This window comes from Sphingomonas tabacisoli (assembly GCF_042678385.1).
Taxonomy (GTDB): domain Bacteria; phylum Pseudomonadota; class Alphaproteobacteria; order Sphingomonadales; family Sphingomonadaceae; genus Sphingomonas_B; species Sphingomonas_B tabacisoli.
Genome location: NZ_JBHUDY010000001.1, coordinates 58,552 through 74,535, shown reverse-complemented (window position 1 = coordinate 74,535; position 15,984 = coordinate 58,552). Strand labels below are relative to the sequence as shown.

General features: G+C 66.8%; 21 protein-coding genes. 16 read left to right on the top strand and 5 right to left on the bottom strand.

The window, feature by feature from the left end:
* Positions 1 to 30 precede the first annotated feature (30 nt).
* On the bottom strand, positions 31 to 708 hold the full coding sequence (locus ACFSCW_RS00460) for a winged helix-turn-helix transcriptional regulator (RefSeq protein ID WP_380885779.1): 678 nt from the start codon (positions 706 to 708) through the stop codon (positions 31 to 33).
* A gap of 93 nt (positions 709 to 801) precedes the next feature.
* On the opposite strand from ACFSCW_RS00460, the gene ACFSCW_RS00455 reads away from it, so the two are divergent.
* From ACFSCW_RS00455 to ACFSCW_RS00405, 11 genes are read left to right on the top strand one after another with little or no spacing between them, the layout of a single operon-like run.
* The gene (locus ACFSCW_RS00455) at positions 802 to 1,239 is read left to right on the top strand and encodes a VOC family protein (protein WP_380885778.1); all 438 of its coding nucleotides are present in this window, start codon (positions 802 to 804) and stop codon (positions 1,237 to 1,239) included.
* 22 nt (positions 1,240 to 1,261) lie between these two features.
* A complete protein-coding gene (locus ACFSCW_RS00450) occupies positions 1,262 to 1,999 on the top strand; it encodes a DUF1428 domain-containing protein (protein ID WP_380885776.1) in 738 nt (245 codons plus the stop codon).
* Positions 1,992 to 2,777 carry a VOC family protein gene (locus ACFSCW_RS00445; RefSeq protein ID WP_380885774.1) on the top strand — a complete coding sequence of 262 codons (786 nt, stop codon included), beginning with the start codon at positions 1,992 to 1,994 and terminating at the stop codon, positions 2,775 to 2,777. Before ACFSCW_RS00450 ends, ACFSCW_RS00445 begins: the two co-directional genes overlap by 8 nt.
* A gap of 11 nt (positions 2,778 to 2,788) precedes the next feature.
* The gene (locus ACFSCW_RS00440) at positions 2,789 to 3,286 is read left to right on the top strand and encodes a VOC family protein (protein ID WP_380885772.1); all 498 of its coding nucleotides are present in this window, start codon (positions 2,789 to 2,791) and stop codon (positions 3,284 to 3,286) included.
* Positions 3,279 to 3,950, top strand: a complete 672-nt coding sequence (locus ACFSCW_RS00435) for a dihydrofolate reductase family protein (protein WP_380885770.1) — start codon at positions 3,279 to 3,281, stop codon at positions 3,948 to 3,950. The genes ACFSCW_RS00440 and ACFSCW_RS00435 overlap by 8 nt, the downstream gene beginning before the upstream one ends.
* Positions 3,944 to 4,603, top strand: coding sequence for a glutathione S-transferase family protein (locus ACFSCW_RS00430; protein ID WP_380885768.1), 660 nt, complete (start codon positions 3,944 to 3,946; stop codon positions 4,601 to 4,603). The genes ACFSCW_RS00435 and ACFSCW_RS00430 overlap by 7 nt, the downstream gene beginning before the upstream one ends.
* 12 nt (positions 4,604 to 4,615) lie before the next feature.
* Positions 4,616 to 5,035, top strand: coding sequence for a VOC family protein (locus ACFSCW_RS00425; RefSeq protein WP_380885766.1), 420 nt, complete (start codon positions 4,616 to 4,618; stop codon positions 5,033 to 5,035).
* A gap of 10 nt (positions 5,036 to 5,045) precedes the next feature.
* Positions 5,046 to 5,504 (top strand): SRPBCC domain-containing protein, encoded by a 459-nt coding sequence (locus tag ACFSCW_RS00420; protein ID WP_380885764.1) that lies wholly within the window; start codon positions 5,046 to 5,048, stop codon positions 5,502 to 5,504.
* 3 nt (positions 5,505 to 5,507) lie between these two features.
* Positions 5,508 to 6,239 carry a DUF899 family protein gene (locus ACFSCW_RS00415; protein ID WP_380885762.1) on the top strand — a complete coding sequence of 244 codons (732 nt, stop codon included), beginning with the start codon at positions 5,508 to 5,510 and terminating at the stop codon, positions 6,237 to 6,239.
* A 15-nt stretch (positions 6,240 to 6,254) separates the two neighbouring features.
* Positions 6,255 to 6,905: a glutathione S-transferase family protein gene (locus ACFSCW_RS00410; RefSeq protein ID WP_380885760.1), complete on the top strand. Its 651-nt coding sequence runs from the start codon at positions 6,255 to 6,257 to the stop codon at positions 6,903 to 6,905.
* A gap of 1 nt (position 6,906) precedes the next feature.
* The gene (locus ACFSCW_RS00405; RefSeq protein ID WP_380885758.1) at positions 6,907 to 7,254 is read left to right on the top strand and encodes a DUF1428 domain-containing protein; all 348 of its coding nucleotides are present in this window, start codon (positions 6,907 to 6,909) and stop codon (positions 7,252 to 7,254) included.
* Here the strand turns inward: ACFSCW_RS00405 and ACFSCW_RS00400 are convergent.
* A complete protein-coding gene (locus ACFSCW_RS00400) occupies positions 7,251 to 7,847 on the bottom strand; it encodes a J domain-containing protein (protein WP_380885756.1) in 597 nt (198 codons plus the stop codon). The two genes, ACFSCW_RS00405 and ACFSCW_RS00400, sit on opposite strands and share 4 nt — an antisense overlap.
* 33 nt (positions 7,848 to 7,880) lie before the next feature.
* Here ACFSCW_RS00400 and ACFSCW_RS00395 point away from each other — a divergent pair, with 33 nt between their 5' ends.
* The 5 genes from ACFSCW_RS00395 (at position 7,881) to ACFSCW_RS00375 (ending at position 12,193) form a co-directional block, all read left to right on the top strand.
* Positions 7,881 to 8,165, top strand: a complete 285-nt coding sequence (locus ACFSCW_RS00395) for a BolA family protein (RefSeq protein ID WP_380885754.1) — start codon at positions 7,881 to 7,883, stop codon at positions 8,163 to 8,165.
* A 105-nt stretch (positions 8,166 to 8,270) separates the two neighbouring features.
* A complete protein-coding gene (locus ACFSCW_RS00390) occupies positions 8,271 to 9,167 on the top strand; it encodes a pirin family protein (protein ID WP_380885752.1) in 897 nt (298 codons plus the stop codon).
* Between the two features lie 71 nt (positions 9,168 to 9,238).
* Complete coding sequence (locus ACFSCW_RS00385; RefSeq protein ID WP_380885750.1) at positions 9,239 to 10,462, top strand: MFS transporter; 1,224 nt, start codon at positions 9,239 to 9,241, stop codon at positions 10,460 to 10,462.
* A 61-nt stretch (positions 10,463 to 10,523) separates the two neighbouring features.
* The gene (locus ACFSCW_RS00380) at positions 10,524 to 11,420 is read left to right on the top strand and encodes an alpha/beta fold hydrolase (RefSeq protein WP_380885748.1); all 897 of its coding nucleotides are present in this window, start codon (positions 10,524 to 10,526) and stop codon (positions 11,418 to 11,420) included.
* Positions 11,417 to 12,193 (top strand): transglutaminase-like domain-containing protein, encoded by a 777-nt coding sequence (locus tag ACFSCW_RS00375; RefSeq protein ID WP_380885746.1) that lies wholly within the window; start codon positions 11,417 to 11,419, stop codon positions 12,191 to 12,193. The genes ACFSCW_RS00380 and ACFSCW_RS00375 overlap by 4 nt, the downstream gene beginning before the upstream one ends.
* A gap of 3 nt (positions 12,194 to 12,196) precedes the next feature.
* Here the strand turns inward: ACFSCW_RS00375 and ACFSCW_RS00370 are convergent, their stop codons facing one another.
* The 3 genes from ACFSCW_RS00370 to ACFSCW_RS00360 are packed head-to-tail and all read right to left on the bottom strand — an operon-like array spanning position 12,197 to position 15,873.
* Positions 12,197 to 12,934 (bottom strand): sigma-70 family RNA polymerase sigma factor, encoded by a 738-nt coding sequence (locus ACFSCW_RS00370; protein ID WP_380885744.1) that lies wholly within the window; start codon positions 12,932 to 12,934, stop codon positions 12,197 to 12,199.
* Between the two features lie 8 nt (positions 12,935 to 12,942).
* The gene (gene flhA / locus ACFSCW_RS00365) at positions 12,943 to 15,033 is read right to left on the bottom strand and encodes a flagellar biosynthesis protein FlhA (RefSeq protein ID WP_380885742.1); all 2,091 of its coding nucleotides are present in this window, start codon (positions 15,031 to 15,033) and stop codon (positions 12,943 to 12,945) included.
* A 3-nt stretch (positions 15,034 to 15,036) separates the two neighbouring features.
* Positions 15,037 to 15,873, bottom strand: coding sequence for a lytic transglycosylase domain-containing protein (locus tag ACFSCW_RS00360; protein ID WP_380885740.1), 837 nt, complete (start codon positions 15,871 to 15,873; stop codon positions 15,037 to 15,039).
* Positions 15,874 to 15,984: the final 111 nt, after the last annotated feature.

The following is a 15,984-nucleotide window of genomic DNA, read 5'->3' as shown; positions in this document are numbered from 1 at the left end:
GTTACGGGCGCGCGGCGCGCGCGGCAACCTTCAGATGAGCTTGTCCGGCAGCGGAAACAAGGTGACGAACCGCGCCGCGAGCGCCCTGTCGCCCTCGATCGTCAGCGCTCCGGCCTGTTCGAGCTCTTGCAACGGCACCCCGCCGTAAACGGCAGCAGCGAGCGTGACCGGCGTGCCGGTGAAGATGAGGTCCGCCCCCGCCGCCTCTCCGCGATGGATCGCGATCTCGTCTTTGGTCAGGCGGCCCCGAAACTCTTCGTCGCCGAATCGGAAGCCGATCTGCGCGTCGATCCCCTCGGCACGCCCGGCATTGAGCATGGTGCGGAAGGAGAGCATGATCGAGGCGGCGGACAGCGGCAGCGTCGGGTCGTGGAGCGGCGATTGCGCCGCCCAGCGCCCGAGCTCCTTGACCACTGTCTCCGCCGCGTAACCAAGGCGTGTCAGCTCATAGACCTGGACAGACGCCGGTGGCGGGAGCTTGCGTCGAATGAGGATGCCGGATGTCTCCATCCCTTCCAGCCGCTGGGTCAGCACATTGGCGCTGATGCCCGGCAGCCCGCTCTTCAGCTCGCCGAAGCGGCGCGGGCCGAACATCAGCTCGCGCAGGATCAGCAGCGACCAGCGCTCGCCGACCAGCTCCAGCGCCATCGCCGTGCCGCACGCATCGTCATACCAGCGTTCCCGAGGCAGTTTGGGAGTTCGAGTCACTTTTTCTAACTTTCTGGTTGCTTTTAATAACTCGATCGCACATCAAACGCAACAGTCGAGTCGCCGAACGAGCGGCCGAAGGGAGAAGACGAGATGGCGAAATCGATATTCGTGAACTTGCCGGTTACGGACCTGGACCGCTCGGTTCGCTTCTACGAAGCGATCGGCTGCACCAGGGACGCGCGCTTTTCGAACGAAAAGGCCGCGGCGATGAAATGGTCCGACACGGTCAGTTTCATGCTGCTGACCCATGAATTCTACGCAACCTTCACGCCCAAGCAGATCATCGACGCGAAAACGACGAGCGGCGCACTGATCGCCTTGTCGTTCGACAGCCGGGCGGATGTCGACGCTGTCAGCGAAGCCGCGATCGCCGCCCGCGGGCGCGAGCTGCACGGCCCCGAGGACGAGGGTTTCATGTACAGCCGCGCGTTCGAGGACCCCGACGGCCACGGCTTCGGACCGTTCTGGATGGACGTCGACGCCGCACTCGCCGGGATGGCCGACGCCAGGGAACCGGCGGCCGCCTGATTTCAAGCGCAGGAGAAGCAGCATGACCTACATCGAAGGATTCGTGGTGTCCGTCCCCGAGGCGAACAAGGACGCCTATGTGGCCCATGCGAAGCACTTCGCGCCGATCGCGCGCGAGTTCGGCGTGGCCCGCCACGTCGAGGCCTGGGAAAGCGACGTGCCCGAAGGCAAGGTCACCGATTTCCGCAAGGCGGTGAATGCGGAACCGGGCGAGAAGATCGTCTTCGCCTGGTTCGAATATCCGTCACGGGAAGCACGCGACGCCGCCAACGCGAAGATAATGAGCGATCCGCGCATGGCGGACATGGGCGAGATGCCCTTCGATGGAAAGCGGATGATCGTCGGCGGCTTCCGCACGCTCGTCGACGAAGGCAGCGGCCAGGGCGGCTATCACGACGGCTATGTCGTGCCGGTGCTGCCCGGCAAGGAAGAGGCCTATCGCGCAATGGCCGCCAAGGCCGCGCCGCTCTTCCGCGAACATGGCGCGACCCGCGTGGTCGAGGCGATTGCCGACGATGTGCCGCACGGCAAGGCGACCGACTTCTATCGCGCCGTGAAAGCGGAGGAAGGCGAGACGGTCGTCTTCTCCTTCATCGAATGGCGGGACAAGGCGACCCGCGACGCCGGATGGGCCGCCGTGATGGCGGACGAGCGGATGAAGCCGGAGGGCGAGATGCCGATGGCCGGCCCGCGCATGTTCTGGGGCGGGTTCGATCCGGTGCTCGACACGGCGAACGCGAAGGAACCGGCCAATGCCTAACGCGCACGGCTCCTTCATCTGGTACGAGCTGATGACTGCGGACACGGCGGCGGCCAAGGCGTTCTACGATCCGGTGGTCGGCTGGGACATCGGCGGGCCGCAGCCCGGCGGCATCGACTATCGGATGATCGTCGCGCCGGACGGCATGGCCGGCGGCGTCATGGGGCTCACCCCGGACATGATCTCACAAGGCGCAAAGCCGCTCTGGATGGGCTATTTCGGCGTCGATAACGTCGACGCGACGGTCGACGCGGTGGTCAAGGCCGGCGGCCAGGTCCATCTGCCGGCGTTCGACGCGCCGAACGTCGGCCGCATCGCCATGGTCAGCGACCCGCAGGGCGTGCCGATCTATGTGATGCGCGGGGCAAGCGACGAGAACAGCACGGCCTATGCCCGGCACGGCGTCGGCCATGTGAGCTGGAACGAACTGCTGACGCCCGACGCCGACGCGGCGCTCGCCTTCTATGGCGCCGCGTTCAACGTCACCAAGGTCGGCGCAATGCCGATGGGCGAGATGGGCGATTACAGCTTCATCGCCAATGGCGACAGCAAGGGCGAGGCGGTCGGCGCGGTGATGAAGACGCCGCCGCAAGGCCATTCCGGCTGGGGCTTCTACTTCCGCGTGCCCGAAATCCAGGCCGCAATCGCGCAGATCAGGAAGGGCGGCGGCACGGTTCTCCAGGGACCGATGGAAGTGCCCGGCGGGGAATGGGTGATCAACGCTCAGGACCCGGAAGGCGTGCATTTCGGGCTGGTTGCGCCCGCCAATAACGGTTGAGGAGAGAGACGATGGCGAACAAGCTGACGACCTGCCTGTGGTTCGATCATGGCGAGGCGCGCAAGGCGGCGGAATTCTACGCCGCCACCTTCCCTGACAGTCATGTCGGCCCGGCGCATGACGCCGCGACCGACTTTCCCGGCGGCGAGCAGGGAATGGAGCTGACCGTCGAGTTCACGGTGCTGGGACAATCCTTCGTCGGGCTGAACGGCGGTCCGAACTTCAAGCCGAACGAGGCGGTCAGCTTCATGGTGCTGACCGACGATCAGGCGGAAACCGACCGCTATTGGAACGCCATCGTGAACAACGGCGGCGCGGAAAGCGCGTGCGGCTGGTGCAAGGACCGCTGGGGCTTTTCATGGCAGATCACGCCGCGGATGCTGCTCGCCGCGACGACCAATCCCGACAAGGCGGCGGCCAAGCGTGCGATGGAAGCGATGATGACGATGCGCAAGATCGACATCGCGACGATCGAGCGCGCGCTGGCGGGCGAAACCGCCGATGCGTAGGATCGTCGGCGCGGTCTTCCAGTCGCTGGATGGCGTCATGCAAGCGCCGGGCGGCGAGAGCGAGGACCCGACCGGCGGCTTCGACCAGGGCGGCTGGCAGTTCAAATTCCCTGATCCTGAAGCCGACGAGACGCTCGGCCCGTTGCTCGGCGGCGAATACGACCTGCTGCTCGGCCGGCGCACCTACGACATCTTTGCCGCCTATTGGCCCTATGTCGAAGGCGAGATGACCGGGATCGGCGAGGCCTTCACGCGCGCCGCGAAATATGTGCTGACGCATGGCGACCAGCCGCTCCAATGGGAGAACAGCCATCGTCTTAAAAGCATCGACGATGTCGCGGCGCTGAAGGCGGGCGACGGGCCCGAGCTCAGGATCTGGGGATCGAGCACAATCTATCCCGGCTTGCTGGCGGCGGGGCTGCTCGATCGGCTGGTGCTGATGACCTACCCGCTGACGCTGGGCAAAGGCAAAAGGCTGTTCGGCGAGGGCACGCCGCCTGGCGCGCTCAGGATGGTCGATCACATGGTCTCCTCCGCGGGCACTGTGGTCGCGACCTACGAGCCCGCCGGGCCGATTCCGGCCGAAGCGCCGCATCAGCCGCCGCCTGTCGCCAGCACGCGCGAGACGGAACGGCAACGGCGCATGGCGGAGGGCACATGGTGATGGAGCTCTACGGCCATCCCTTCTCATCCTACACCTGGAAGGCGCTGATCGCGTTCTACGAGAACGACCTGCCCTTCACGTTTCGCGCGCTGGGCCCGGACGAGCCGGAGAACGGCGCGGCCTTCGGGCGTCTCTGGCCGATCGGCAAATTCCCGCTGCTCGTCGACGATGGCCAGCCGGTGATGGAAGCGAGCACGATCATCGAGCATCTGCAGCTCTATCATCCGGGCCCGGTCCGGCTGATCCCGGACGATCCGAAGGCGGCGCTGGAGGTCCGGATGCTCGATCGCATTTCCGACAACTACATCATGTTCAACATGCAGTGCGTCGTCGGCGACGCGCTGCGCCCGCCCGAACGGCGCGATCCGATCGAAGTCGAGCAGGTAAAGACGAAGCTGGAGACCGCCTATCGCTGGCTCGACGGCTGGATGGCGGGGCGCGAATGGGCGGCTGCCGGCGCGTTCAGCCTGGCCGACTGCGCCTTCGGCCCGGCACTGTTCTATGCCGATTGGGTGCACCGGATCCCGGACGAGCTCGCCAACGTCAAAGCCTATCGCGCGCGGCTGCTCGCCCGCCGCTCCATCGTCCGCTGCGTCGACGAAGCGCGGCCCTATCGCGCCTTCTTCCCGCTGGGCGCGCCGGACAGAGACTGAGAGGAGAGAGACATGGACAACCAGGCCGATCAGGAACCCAGAACGGGGCTGACGCCGCACCTCACGATCCGCGACGGTCGCGCCGCCGAGGCGATCGAGTTCTACGCCAAAGCCTTCGGCGCGACCGAGCATATCCGCGTGCCCGCCGACGACAAGAAGCGGCTGATGCATGCGCATCTGACGGTGAACGACACGTCGCTGATGCTGCACGACGATTTCCCCGAGCATCGCGGCGGCGGCGAAGCCCCCGCCCCGGCTGGCGTGCTGCTCCATCTGCAGGTCGACGATGCCGACAAGTGGTTCAACGCCGCGACTGCCGCGGGTGCCGAAGTCGTGCTGCCGATCGGCGACCAATTCTGGGGCGACCGCTACGGCCAGGTCCGCGACCCGTTCGGCCATCTCTGGTCGATCGGCTGCCCGATCAAGAAATGAGGGGGAAGGAATGAGCGACAATCTCGAACTGTCGGTGACGCGGCTGATCGACGCGCCGATCGACGTCGTCTGGCGGGTGTTCACCGAGCAGACCAACGAATGGTTCTGTCCCAAGCCTTGGCGCGCGGAGGTCGATTGGGATCTGCGCGCCGGCGGCCGCTCCAACACCGTGATGTACGGCCCCAACGGCGAGGAGAACCGCATGGAAGGGATCATCCTCGAGGCGATCCCCGGCAAGCGCGTCGTCTTCACCGACGCGTTCAAGGGCGACTGGACGCCGCAAGGACCGTTCATAATCGGCTTCTTCGAGTTCGAAGCGGAAGGCGACAAGACCCGTTACACCGGCCGCGCGCGCCACTGGACCGAGGTCGCCAAGCAGCAGCATCAGGCAATGGGCTTCGCCGATGGATGGGGCAAGGTCGCCGAGCAGCTCGCCGAGCTGGCAGAGCGGGCAAGGGCGGAGGCCTGAGTCATGGGCGATTTCGCGCGCATGGCGTTCCCGAACGAAAGCGCGGCGTATCGCGAAGCACGCAACGCGCTGCTCGACGCCGAGATCGCGCTGCGTCGCCAGACCGAAACAGTCGCCGCGATGCGCCGCGCGCTTCCGCCCGGCGGCGAAGTGCCCGAGGATTATGTGTTCGAGCGGATCGGCGCCCATTTCCGGCCCGAGCCCGTCAGGCTCTCGGAGCTATTCGGCGAACATTCGACGCTGCTGCTCTACAGCTACATGTTCGGGCCGGAGCGCGACAGCCCCTGCCCCGGCTGCACGCATCTGCTCGACAGCCTGGACGGCGCGGCCCGCCATGTGACGCAGCGCGCGGCCCTGCATGTCGTCGCACGCTCGCCGATCGCGCGGCTTGCCGGCTGGGCGCATGGCCGTGGCTGGAACCATCTTTCGATGCTCTCCACCGCCGGCAATGCCTACCCTTCGCATTATTACGGCAACACCGCCGCGCTGACCCCCGCGATGCGCGAGCAGCGCGGCTACAAGCCCGACGAGAATTGGGACGAGCCGATGCTCAACGTCTTCCGCAAGGAGGGGGACGGCACGATCCGGCACATCTGGGGCAGCGAACTGGTCTTCGCGCCCGACGATCCGGGGCAAAACCACCGCGCGCTCGATGCGATCGACCCGCTCTGGGCGCTGCTCGACATGACGCCGGAAGGCCGGGGCGAGACCTTCTTTCCCAAGGTGAACTATTAGATCAGGAGAGGCTTTGTGGCGGCGGATATTACGGTCAGCGCCTATCGATGGGTGCCGGATTTCGCGCGCGGCCATGTCCGCGACCTGCGCGTCCGCTGGGCGCTGGAGGAAGTGGGCCAGCCCTATTCGGTGCGCCTGCTTGACGTCATGGCCGAGCGCCCCGCCGATTATCTGCAGGAGCAGCCGTTCGGGCAGGTGCCGGCCTATCGCGACGATCAGGTCCGCATCTTCGAATCGGGCGCGATCGTCATCCACATCGCCGAACGCTGGCCGGGCCTGCTGCCCGCGGACCCTGCCGGGCGCGCCAAGGCCAGGACATGGGTGGTCGCAGCGCTCAACAGCATCGAGCCGATCACCCAGCAGCTCGCCGAGATCGACTTCTTCCACAAGGACGAGGCCTGGACGAAAGAGCGGCGGCCGCAGGTGTTCGAGCAGGCGACCAAACGCCTCAACCAACTCGCCACCTGGCTCGGCGACCGCGACTGGCTGGAAGGCGAATTCAGCGTCGGCGACCTGATGATGGTCGCGGTGCTGCGCATCTTCACCGGCACGCCGGCGCTCGCACCTCACTCCACGCTCGCCGCCTATGTGAAGCGCGGCGAGGCCCGGCCGGCTTTCCAGCGCGCGCTCGCCGCCCAGCTCGCCGATTTCAGGCAGGAAGCGTGAGATGACCTATGTCGACGGCTTCGTGATCCCGGTCGCCCGCGAAAACCGCGAAAAGTTTCTCAAACATGCCAGGCATGTCGACGCCATATTTCGCGAATACGGTGCCCTGCGGGTCGTCGAATGTTGGGAAGACGATGTGCCGGATGGAAAGGTCACCGATTTCCGCCGCTCGGTCGCGCTCGGCGAAGGGGAGATCGTGGTCTTTGCCTGGATCGAATGGCCCGACAAGGAAACGCGCGACGCCGCCTTCAAAGAGCTCCCCAAAGACCCGCGCTCCGAGCAAGTGCCGGTCCCTTTCGACGGCAAGCGCATGATCTTCGGCGGGTTCACGGCCGTCGTCGATATCTAGGCGAAAGCCGGCGCTTTCCTCAGCCGCTGATACGCGTCGATCACCTTTTGCAGCCGCGCCTCGTGACTGCGGTCGCCGCCATTATGGTCCGGGTGATAGCGCCGGACGAGCTCGGTATAGCGTTTGCGCAGGCCATGACGGTCGGCATTGGCCTCCAGCCCCAGCGTATCGAGATCGCGTCGATTCTCTCCCGATAGCGGCTTGCCGTCGTCGCGCGGCTTCGGCGCCGCCTGGCGGAAGCGGGCGCTGATCGCATCGAGCGGATCGGAGAAATCGTCCCAGCGCGGCGGGCGGTCGGCGCCGGTATGGGCGAAGGCCCGCGTCTCCCGCTCCCAGCCGGCATAGGGGCGCTGCGCCGCCTCGATCTCCTCGGTGCTCATGCCGGAGAAAAAGTTGTAGCCGGAGTTGAACTCGCGAACGTGATCCAGGCAGAACCAGCGCCATTCTGGCGGCGCGTCGGGCGCGCGGCTATCCCCGGAAGGCGGCGCGCGGAACTCGCCGGCCTCGGCACAGCCCGGCCATGCGCAGCGGTCGGCCGCGCCTTCGACACGGCCGTGGAAACGGGCATTGGGACGATCCTTGGGCGGGCGCATTCTGATCCGGGCAAAACCGGCTATATGGGGCCGATGACGGAGACGGTTAAGGGGCCGGTTGCGGCCGAAATCGAAAAACGGCTGACGGAAGCGCTTGCTCCCGAGCGGCTCGACGTGATCGACGACAGCGCGAAACACCGCGGCCATGCCGGGCACGATCCACGCGGCGAAAGCCACTTCACGGTAACGGTGGTGAGCGCGGCCTTCGCGGGGCAAAGCCGCGTCGCCCGCCAGCGCATGGTCAACGCCGCGCTCGCCGACCTGCTGCGCGACCGGGTGCACGCGCTCGCAATGGTGACCAAAGCGCCGGGAGAATAGTTCCCCTCCCGCTTGCGGGAGGGGTTAGGGGTGGGCAAGGTTGAATGCCCGCAGCGCGTGTCAGGCCCACCCCCGGCCCCTCCCGCAAGCGGGAGGGGAGAAACTATGTCCGATCTGTTCACCCTCACCATCACCCCCACCACGCACGATCTCGGTGGCTTCAAGGTGCGGCGGACCCTGCCATCGAAGCCGCGGACGATGGTCGGGCCCTTCATCTTCGTCGACCAATTCGGCCCCGCGCAGCTCGCGCCCGGCGACGGCATGGACGTGCGCCCGCACCCGCACATCAATCTCGCCACCGTAACCTATCTGTTCGGCGGCGCAATCGACCATCGCGATTCGCTGGGCACTTTCGCGACGATCGAGCCCGGCGCGGTCAATCTGATGACGGCCGGCCGCGGCATAGTCCACTCGGAGCGCTCGCCAGCCTCCGAACGGCAGGGCGGCGCGATCATGTCCGGCATGCAGACCTGGCTCGCCCTGCCGGACGGGCGCGAGGACATCGACCCGGCGTTCGAGCAGGTCGCCGCCGAGGATCTGCCGAAGATCGAGGGCGACGGCGTCAATGCCTGCGTGATCATGGGCTCCCTCTGGGGCCGGACCGCGCCGACGACTTGCTATGCCGAGACCATCTATGCCGATATCCGTCTCGCGCCCGGCGCGTCGGTGCCGATCGACGCCGGCGCGGACGAGCGGGCAATCGTGGTGGCGGAAGGCGCGGCCAGTCTCGATGGCGCGCCGCTCGATCTCTATACGCTCTACATCCTGAAACCGGGCGTGCCGATGCGCTTGCATTCCGACACCGGCGCACGCGCGATGCTGCTCGGCGGCGAAGCCTTTGCGACGCCGCGCCACGTCTGGTGGAACTTCGTCTCGTCGAGCCGCGACCGGATCAACCAGGCGAAACACGACTGGAAGGAAGGCCGCTTCCCGCTCGTTCCGGGCGATTCGGACGAGTTCATCCCGCTTCCCGAGGTGCCGCTCACCGTCAGCTATCCCTGATTCCAACGGCTTGCCGCGGCGTTTGGAGCGCGCCGCAAATCGTGTCACGGTCCGCCCTGGAGGGGGAGCCAATGGCAACGTCAGCGATCGCCGCACGTGCGCCGTCGCCCGTGACCTGGATGGTCGGGCTGGCGGGGCTGATGATCTTCATCAACTATGTCGATCGCGGCAATCTCGCGACCGCAGGCCCGCTGGTCAAAGCGGAGATGGGGCTGAGCAACACCGCCTTCGGCCTGCTCGTCTCCGCTTTCTTCTGGACCTACACGCCCGCGCAATTGCTGGCTGGGCATCTCTCTCAGCGCTTCAGCGCCCATCTGGTGCTGGCCGCCGGGCTCGCTCTGTGGGCCGTGGCGACGATCCTGACCGGCTTCGCCGGCGGTTTCGTCTCGTTGCTCCTGCTGCGGCTGCTGCTCGGGCTCGGCGAGAGCGTCGCCTTCCCCTGCAGCTCCAAGCTGTTCGCGGACCATGTGCCGGCGGAGCGCTACGGTCAGGCCAACGCCGCGACGGCGCTCGGGCTGTCGATCGGACCGGCCTTCGGCATTTACGTCGGCGGCATGGTCATGGCAGCCTATGGCTGGCGAACCAGCTTTATCGGCTTCGGCCTGCTGTCGCTGCTCTGGCTGATACCGTGGCTGAGGCTGCCGCGTAACGGCGTCGCGCCTCACGCCTCGACGAACCGCTGTCCGCCGCTGCTCTCGATCATGAGGCGACGAGAGGCCTGGGGCGCGGCGCTGGGGCATTTTGCGGTCACTTACAGCTTCTACTTCATGCTCGCCTGGCTGCCGCTGTATCTCGTCAAGGCGCACGGCTTCACGCTCGTCCAGATGGCGACGCTCGGCGGCATCATCTACGTCGTGCAGGGCGGCAGCGCGATCCTGTTCGGATGGCTGCCCGATCGCTGGATCGCAGCCGGCGCGACCCCGAACCGCGCGCGCAAGACCATGATGGCGGGCGGATGCGCGCTGACGAGCGTGTGCATGGTCGCCGCCGCGGTCGGGACCGCGCCGGTCGCGATTGCAGCCTTGCTGGTGAGCGGCGTGTTCTCGGGCATGACCGGCAGCAATATCTATGCGACGGGGCAGACGCTGGCCGGACCCTGCGCCGCAGGCAAATGGATCGGCTTCCAGAATTGCATCGGCAATTTCGCAGGCATCGTCGCGCCTGCCTTCACCGGCTGGCTGGTCGACCGGACCGGCGGTTTCAGTGCGGCTTTCGCGGTCGCGGCAGCCGTCAGCCTGTCCGGCGTGTTCTTCTGGAGCGTGATGATCCGGCGCGTGGCGCCGCTCACCTGGTAAGGTCTCGACCTTGCCGGGGCCGAAAGGCTAGGGACATTCCGGGCGGGCAAGGAGAACATGAATGACCCTGCAGCAGCAACGCTTTCATCTGCCCACCGGCGTCGAGCTTGACGTAACGTTCGGCGGCCCGCGCGACGGCGAAGCGCTGATCTTCCTGCACGGCTTTCCCGAATCGCACCGCACATGGCGGCACCAGCTCGCCGACCTGTCCGACGAATATTTCGTCGTGGCGCCTGATCAGCGCGGCTATGCCGGGTCGTCGAAGCCGCCCAACGTCGAGGATTATGCGCCCGACAAGCCGGTCGCCGACCTGATCGCGCTTGCCGATGCGCTGGAGCTGAAACGGTTCACCCTGGTCGGCCACGATTGGGGCGGCGCGATCGCCTGGATGGCGGCGCTGAAGCATCCCGACCGGATCGAGCGCCTCATCATCGCCAACGCGCCGCATCCGTTCGTTTTCCAGCGCACTCTGATCGAGGACCGCGGCCAGCGCGAGGCCTCGCAATATATCCGCACCTTCCGCGATCCGCTGTTCGAGACCAAGCTCGGCGCGATGGGCCTGGAGAAATTCTTCGAGATCAGCTTCATGCGCCACGCCGACGGCAAGCTGCTGAGCGAGGAAGAGAAGGAGACCTATCTCGACCAGTGGCGCACGCCGGGTGCGTTCACGGCGATGCTGAACTGGTACCGTGCCTCGGCCGTCATCGTGCCGGCAACCGACGAGCAGATCGAGCGGCCGGCGTTTCTGGATGCCCCTTTCCCCACCCTCAAGATGCCGGTGCTGGTGATCTGGGGCATGCGCGACACGGCGCTGCTGCCGGTGCAGCTCGACGGCCTCTCCGCCTATGTCGACGACCTCACCGTCGATGAAGTCGACGCGGGGCACTTCGTCACCTGGGAAGCGCCGGACGAAGTGAACAAAGCAATCCGCGCCTTCCTGCACGACAAGGCGCAATGAAGCTGCGGGTCGAAGCGCGGCTCGACTATGCGTTCGATGCCCCCACGGACATCCTGCTTCAGATCGAAGCCGCCGCTATCCCTGAGCAATCCGTCGCCGATGCGTCCACGCGGCTCTCGGAATGCACCCATATCGCGCGCGTTGCCGCGCAGGACGGGATCGGGGATCGCATCTGGGTCCAGGCGGAGCGCGGGCTGACGGTGGACTATAGCGCGACGGTCGCGATCAATCGCATCCTGGCCGATATCTCCACCCTGCCTGAAGTGCCGCCGCACCTGCTGCCTGGCGAGACTGTCCAGTATCTGCTGCCGTCCCGCTATTGCCCGTCCGACCGTTTCCAGCCCTTTGTCAACCGCACGTTCGGCACGGTGCGCGGCGGCGCGCGCGTGGCCGCGGTGCGCGACTGGATCGGCGAAAACATCCTGTACACACCGGGCGCAAGTCGCTCGAGCACGACCGCGACCGACACGTTCGTCGAACGGCAGGGCGTCTGCCGCGACTTCACGCACCTGCTGATCACCCTCGCCCGGGCGGGCGGGGTGCCGGCGCGCTTCGCCTCGGTCTATGCGCCGAAGGTCGAGCCGCCGGATTTCCACGCCGTCGCCGAAGTGTTTCTGGGCGGCGAATGGCATCTCGTCGACGCCACCGGCATGGCGCAGGAAGGGCAGATGGCGAAGATCGGCGTCGGACGGGATGCCGCGGATGTCGCCTTCCTCACCAGCTTCGGGCCGGTCACGATGAACGAGCAGCGAGTCTCGGTCGAGGTGGTCTGACGCTCAGCCGATCCGCGCTTCGAGCGCTTTTTTCAGCCGGTCGTGCGCGCTTTTCTTGATCTGGCAGACGCGCGCCGCGCCGACGCCCAGCACCAGCCCGATTTCCTCGAGGTTGAGTTCCTCGACATAATAGAGCTGGATCACTTGCGCCTCGCGCTCGGAAAGCTTGCCGATCGCGGCGATCAGCGCCTGGCGCAGATCCTCGCTTTCCAGCAGCTCGAACGGGTTCGGGTCCTCGCTCATGAACCAGGGATTGTCGTCGGTATAGACGCCGTCGATCGGCTCGAACCGGACCGGCTGGGCCGCGTCCCGTTCCTGCCGCAACCGTTCGGTCGGCACGCCGAGCTGGAAGGCCAGCTCCTCGTCGGACGGCGGCCGCCCAAGCTGAACGGATAACGCAGACTCGGCCTCGGCAATCTCGCGGCGGCGGCGCATCGCCCCGCGCGTGATCGTCGCCTGGCGCCTGAGCTCGTCGATCATCGCGCCGCGAATGCGGGTGGAGAGATATTGGGCGAAGGTGACCTGCCCGCGATCCTCGAAGCTCGAGGCGGATTCGACCAAGGCGACGAGGCCGGTCTGCACCAGATCCTCGACCTCGACGGAACTCGAGACCGATCCGTGCACGTGCCAGGCGATGCGGCGGACCAGCGGCATATGCTCGCGGATCAGCGCTTCATTGGCAGCCGCCGGATTGGCTCCGGTGCGCGTGTAGGTGGGGGAGGAAAGCGGTTGCGTAGCCATTATTGACCTCACGCGGCCAGCCGCTCGGGGGCGCCGATCACGGCGACCACTTCGACGGCCTTGTCTTCAGGGACTTCGAGGAAGCTCATCACCGGCGTGTCGGGAAGCGACGCGCGGACGAGTTTGCGGACGGCGAGCCGGACGGCCGGCTGCACGACGAGGGCGAACGGCTGGTTGGCGGCGATCAGCGGCCGCGCGGCCTGCTGCAAGGCGTCGATGATCCGCCGGCCAAGCTCCGGCTCGACCATGTGCCGGTTCGACGGATCGGAGCGGACCGCCTGGCCGAGAATGGCTTCGAGCCCACCCTCCAGGGTCATCACCTTGAGCGCCTCGCGCGGACCGCACAGCCGCTGGATGATCAGCGCGCCGAGATCGGGACGGATCGCTTCGACCAGCTCCTCCGGATCGAGCGTCCGCTGCGCGGCGACGGCGATGGCGGCGGCGATGCGGCGGAATTCCTTCAGCGGAATGCCTTCGGCGAGCAGCGAGCGCAGCACTTGCGTAAGCGTCGTCAGCGGCACCGGCGTCGGCGACAGCGAAGCGACGAGCTGCGCGGCCGATTCCTTCAGCCGGTCGAGCAGGCTCTGCACTTCGTCGGGGCCGAGCAGCTCGGCGGCATGTGCGCCCAGCAGGTGGTTGAGGTGCGTCGCGATGACCGTGCCGGCATCGACGACCATGAAGCCCGCGGCAGTCGCCGCATCGGCGTCGTTCGGCGAAATCCAGACCGCGTCCAGCCCGAAGGTCGGGTCCTTGGCCTGCTTGCCGGGCAAGCGGCCGATCGCTTGGCCGGTGTCGAGCGCCAGCATTTCGTCCGGCGAGGCCGTGTCCTCGCCGACGACGACGCCGTTGACCAGGATGCGGTAATTGTAGGGTGCGATCGAGATATTGTCGCGCACCCGCACCTGCGGGACGACGAATCCCAGCTCTTTCGAGAGCTGCCGTCGCACGCCGGTGATGCGCGCCATCAGCGGCGCGCCCTGACGCTCGTCCACCAGCGGCACGAGGCCGTAGCCGATTTCCAGATTGACCTGCATCGCGTCCGACACTTCGGACCAGTCGATGCGGCTGAGATCGGCCGGCGTGTCGTCGTTTGCCGGCGCCGGGATCGCATCCGCGGCGGTCTTGGCTTTCGACAGCTTCCACGCGCCAAAGCCCGCCAGCGCGGCCGCCGGCAGCATGATCATGTGCGGCATGCCGGGCAGCACGCCGATAATGCCGAGGATCGCGGCGACCGGCGCCCAGGTGCGGGGCGAAGCGAATTGCGAGCCGATCTGGCCGGCAAGGTCATGGCTGGAAGCGACGCGGGTGACGATGGCGGCCGCGGCGATCGACAGCAACAGGCCCGGAATCTGCGCGACCAGCGCATCGCCGACCGCGAGCAGGACGTAAGTCTTGGCGGCTTCCGACACGCCGAGGCCGTGGCTGGCAACACCGATGATCAGCCCGCCGACGACGTTCACGCCCAGGATCAGCAGCGCCGCAACCGCGTCGCCCTTCACGAACTTGGACGAACCGTCCATCGAGCCGTAGAAATCGGCCTCGACCGAGGTCTCGACGCGCCGCGCCTTGGCTTCGTCGGGGGTGATCAGGCCGGAGTTCAGATCGGCGTCGATCGCCATCTGCTTGCCGGGCAAGGCGTCGAGAGTGAAGCGCGCCGACACTTCGGACACGCGGCCCGCGCCCTTGGTGATCACCACCATGTTGATGATGACGAGGATTGAGAAAACCAGCAGGCCGACGACATAATTGCCGCCGATCAGGAAGGCGCCGAACGCCTCGATGACATGGCCCGCGGCCGCTTTCCCTTCATGCCCGTGCACCAGCACGACGCGCGTCGAGGCGACGTTCAGCGACAGGCGGAACAGGGTCGACAGCAGCAGAACGGTCGGGAAGCTGGAGAAGTCGAGCGGCTTTTCGGCGTTCAGCGCGACCATCAGCACGGCGATCGACATCATGATGTTCATCACGAAGAAGACGTCGAGCAGGCCGGCCGGGATCGGCACGACCATCAGGAGCACGAGGATCAGGATGCCGGCAGGAAGCGCGGCCAGGCGGCCGGCCTTGCCCGCGGCGGCGGGGGTGAGAGCGAGCGATGCCACCGGTTACGCCCCCATGCTCGCGAGCAGCATATAGGCGAGCTGCGCATTGGCCGGCGACGGCCGCATCAGCGAGCTCTTGTCGGCCGAGGCGAGAAGCTGATCGAGCGTCGCGACCTCCGGCCGGTCGGCGTCCTGCTCGATCACCGCGAGTTGCAGCGGGTCGATCTTGCCGGGAGCGGCAATGGCCGGCAACGCATTGCCGCCGGCGGCAACCTCCGCGCCTTTCTGCAGCTTGGCGGCAAAGCGGTCGTAGATTTCGGAGACCGAACGGGCGCGGCCGCCCTCGCCGAAGAACACGCCGCGGTTCGACGCGGCCGCGGCCGGGAAGAGCTGCGCGGCAGAGGCGCCGGGATCGCTGCTCAGCGCCGTCAGGAACTTCTTCGCGCCGCCGACGCCCAGGAAATGCGCCATATAGAGGTCGACGCCGCCGACGTCGCGGCCCAGCGCGGTCTGCAGCTCGGCCTTGTTGTCCGACGCATATTCGGCCGCCATCAGCGACGAGACGTCGGCGTTGTTGCGCAGCTTCAGGATGTAATCGCGGGTCGCCGTGTCCGAGACGTAATAGCGGCCGTTCGCGCCCTGGCTGATCGAGTCCGCGGCCCAGCCGAGGCCGTGCTCGGCCCCATGCTTCTTGACCGCGCCGAGCCAGCTCTGTTCGACGAACTGATAGAGGCCAGAGGCGCTGCTGGTGCTCGCCTTGGCATCGGGGCGCAGGCTGGATTCGACCTGCGCCTGGCCAAGCAGATAGGAAAAGTCGACGCCGGTCTTCAGGCTCGCCCGCTGAATAGCGGACTGAACCCCTCCGGTCGAAAGCAGCGATTGAAGCGTCGCGACGGTCATTCACGAGTCCCGGTTATTTTCGGGACGACATCAGCAAGACCTGTGCCAGTTCTGGTTAACAGCCCCTCTCCCGCTTGCGGGAGAGGGCGACTCGCGCCTGCGGGCGCGAGC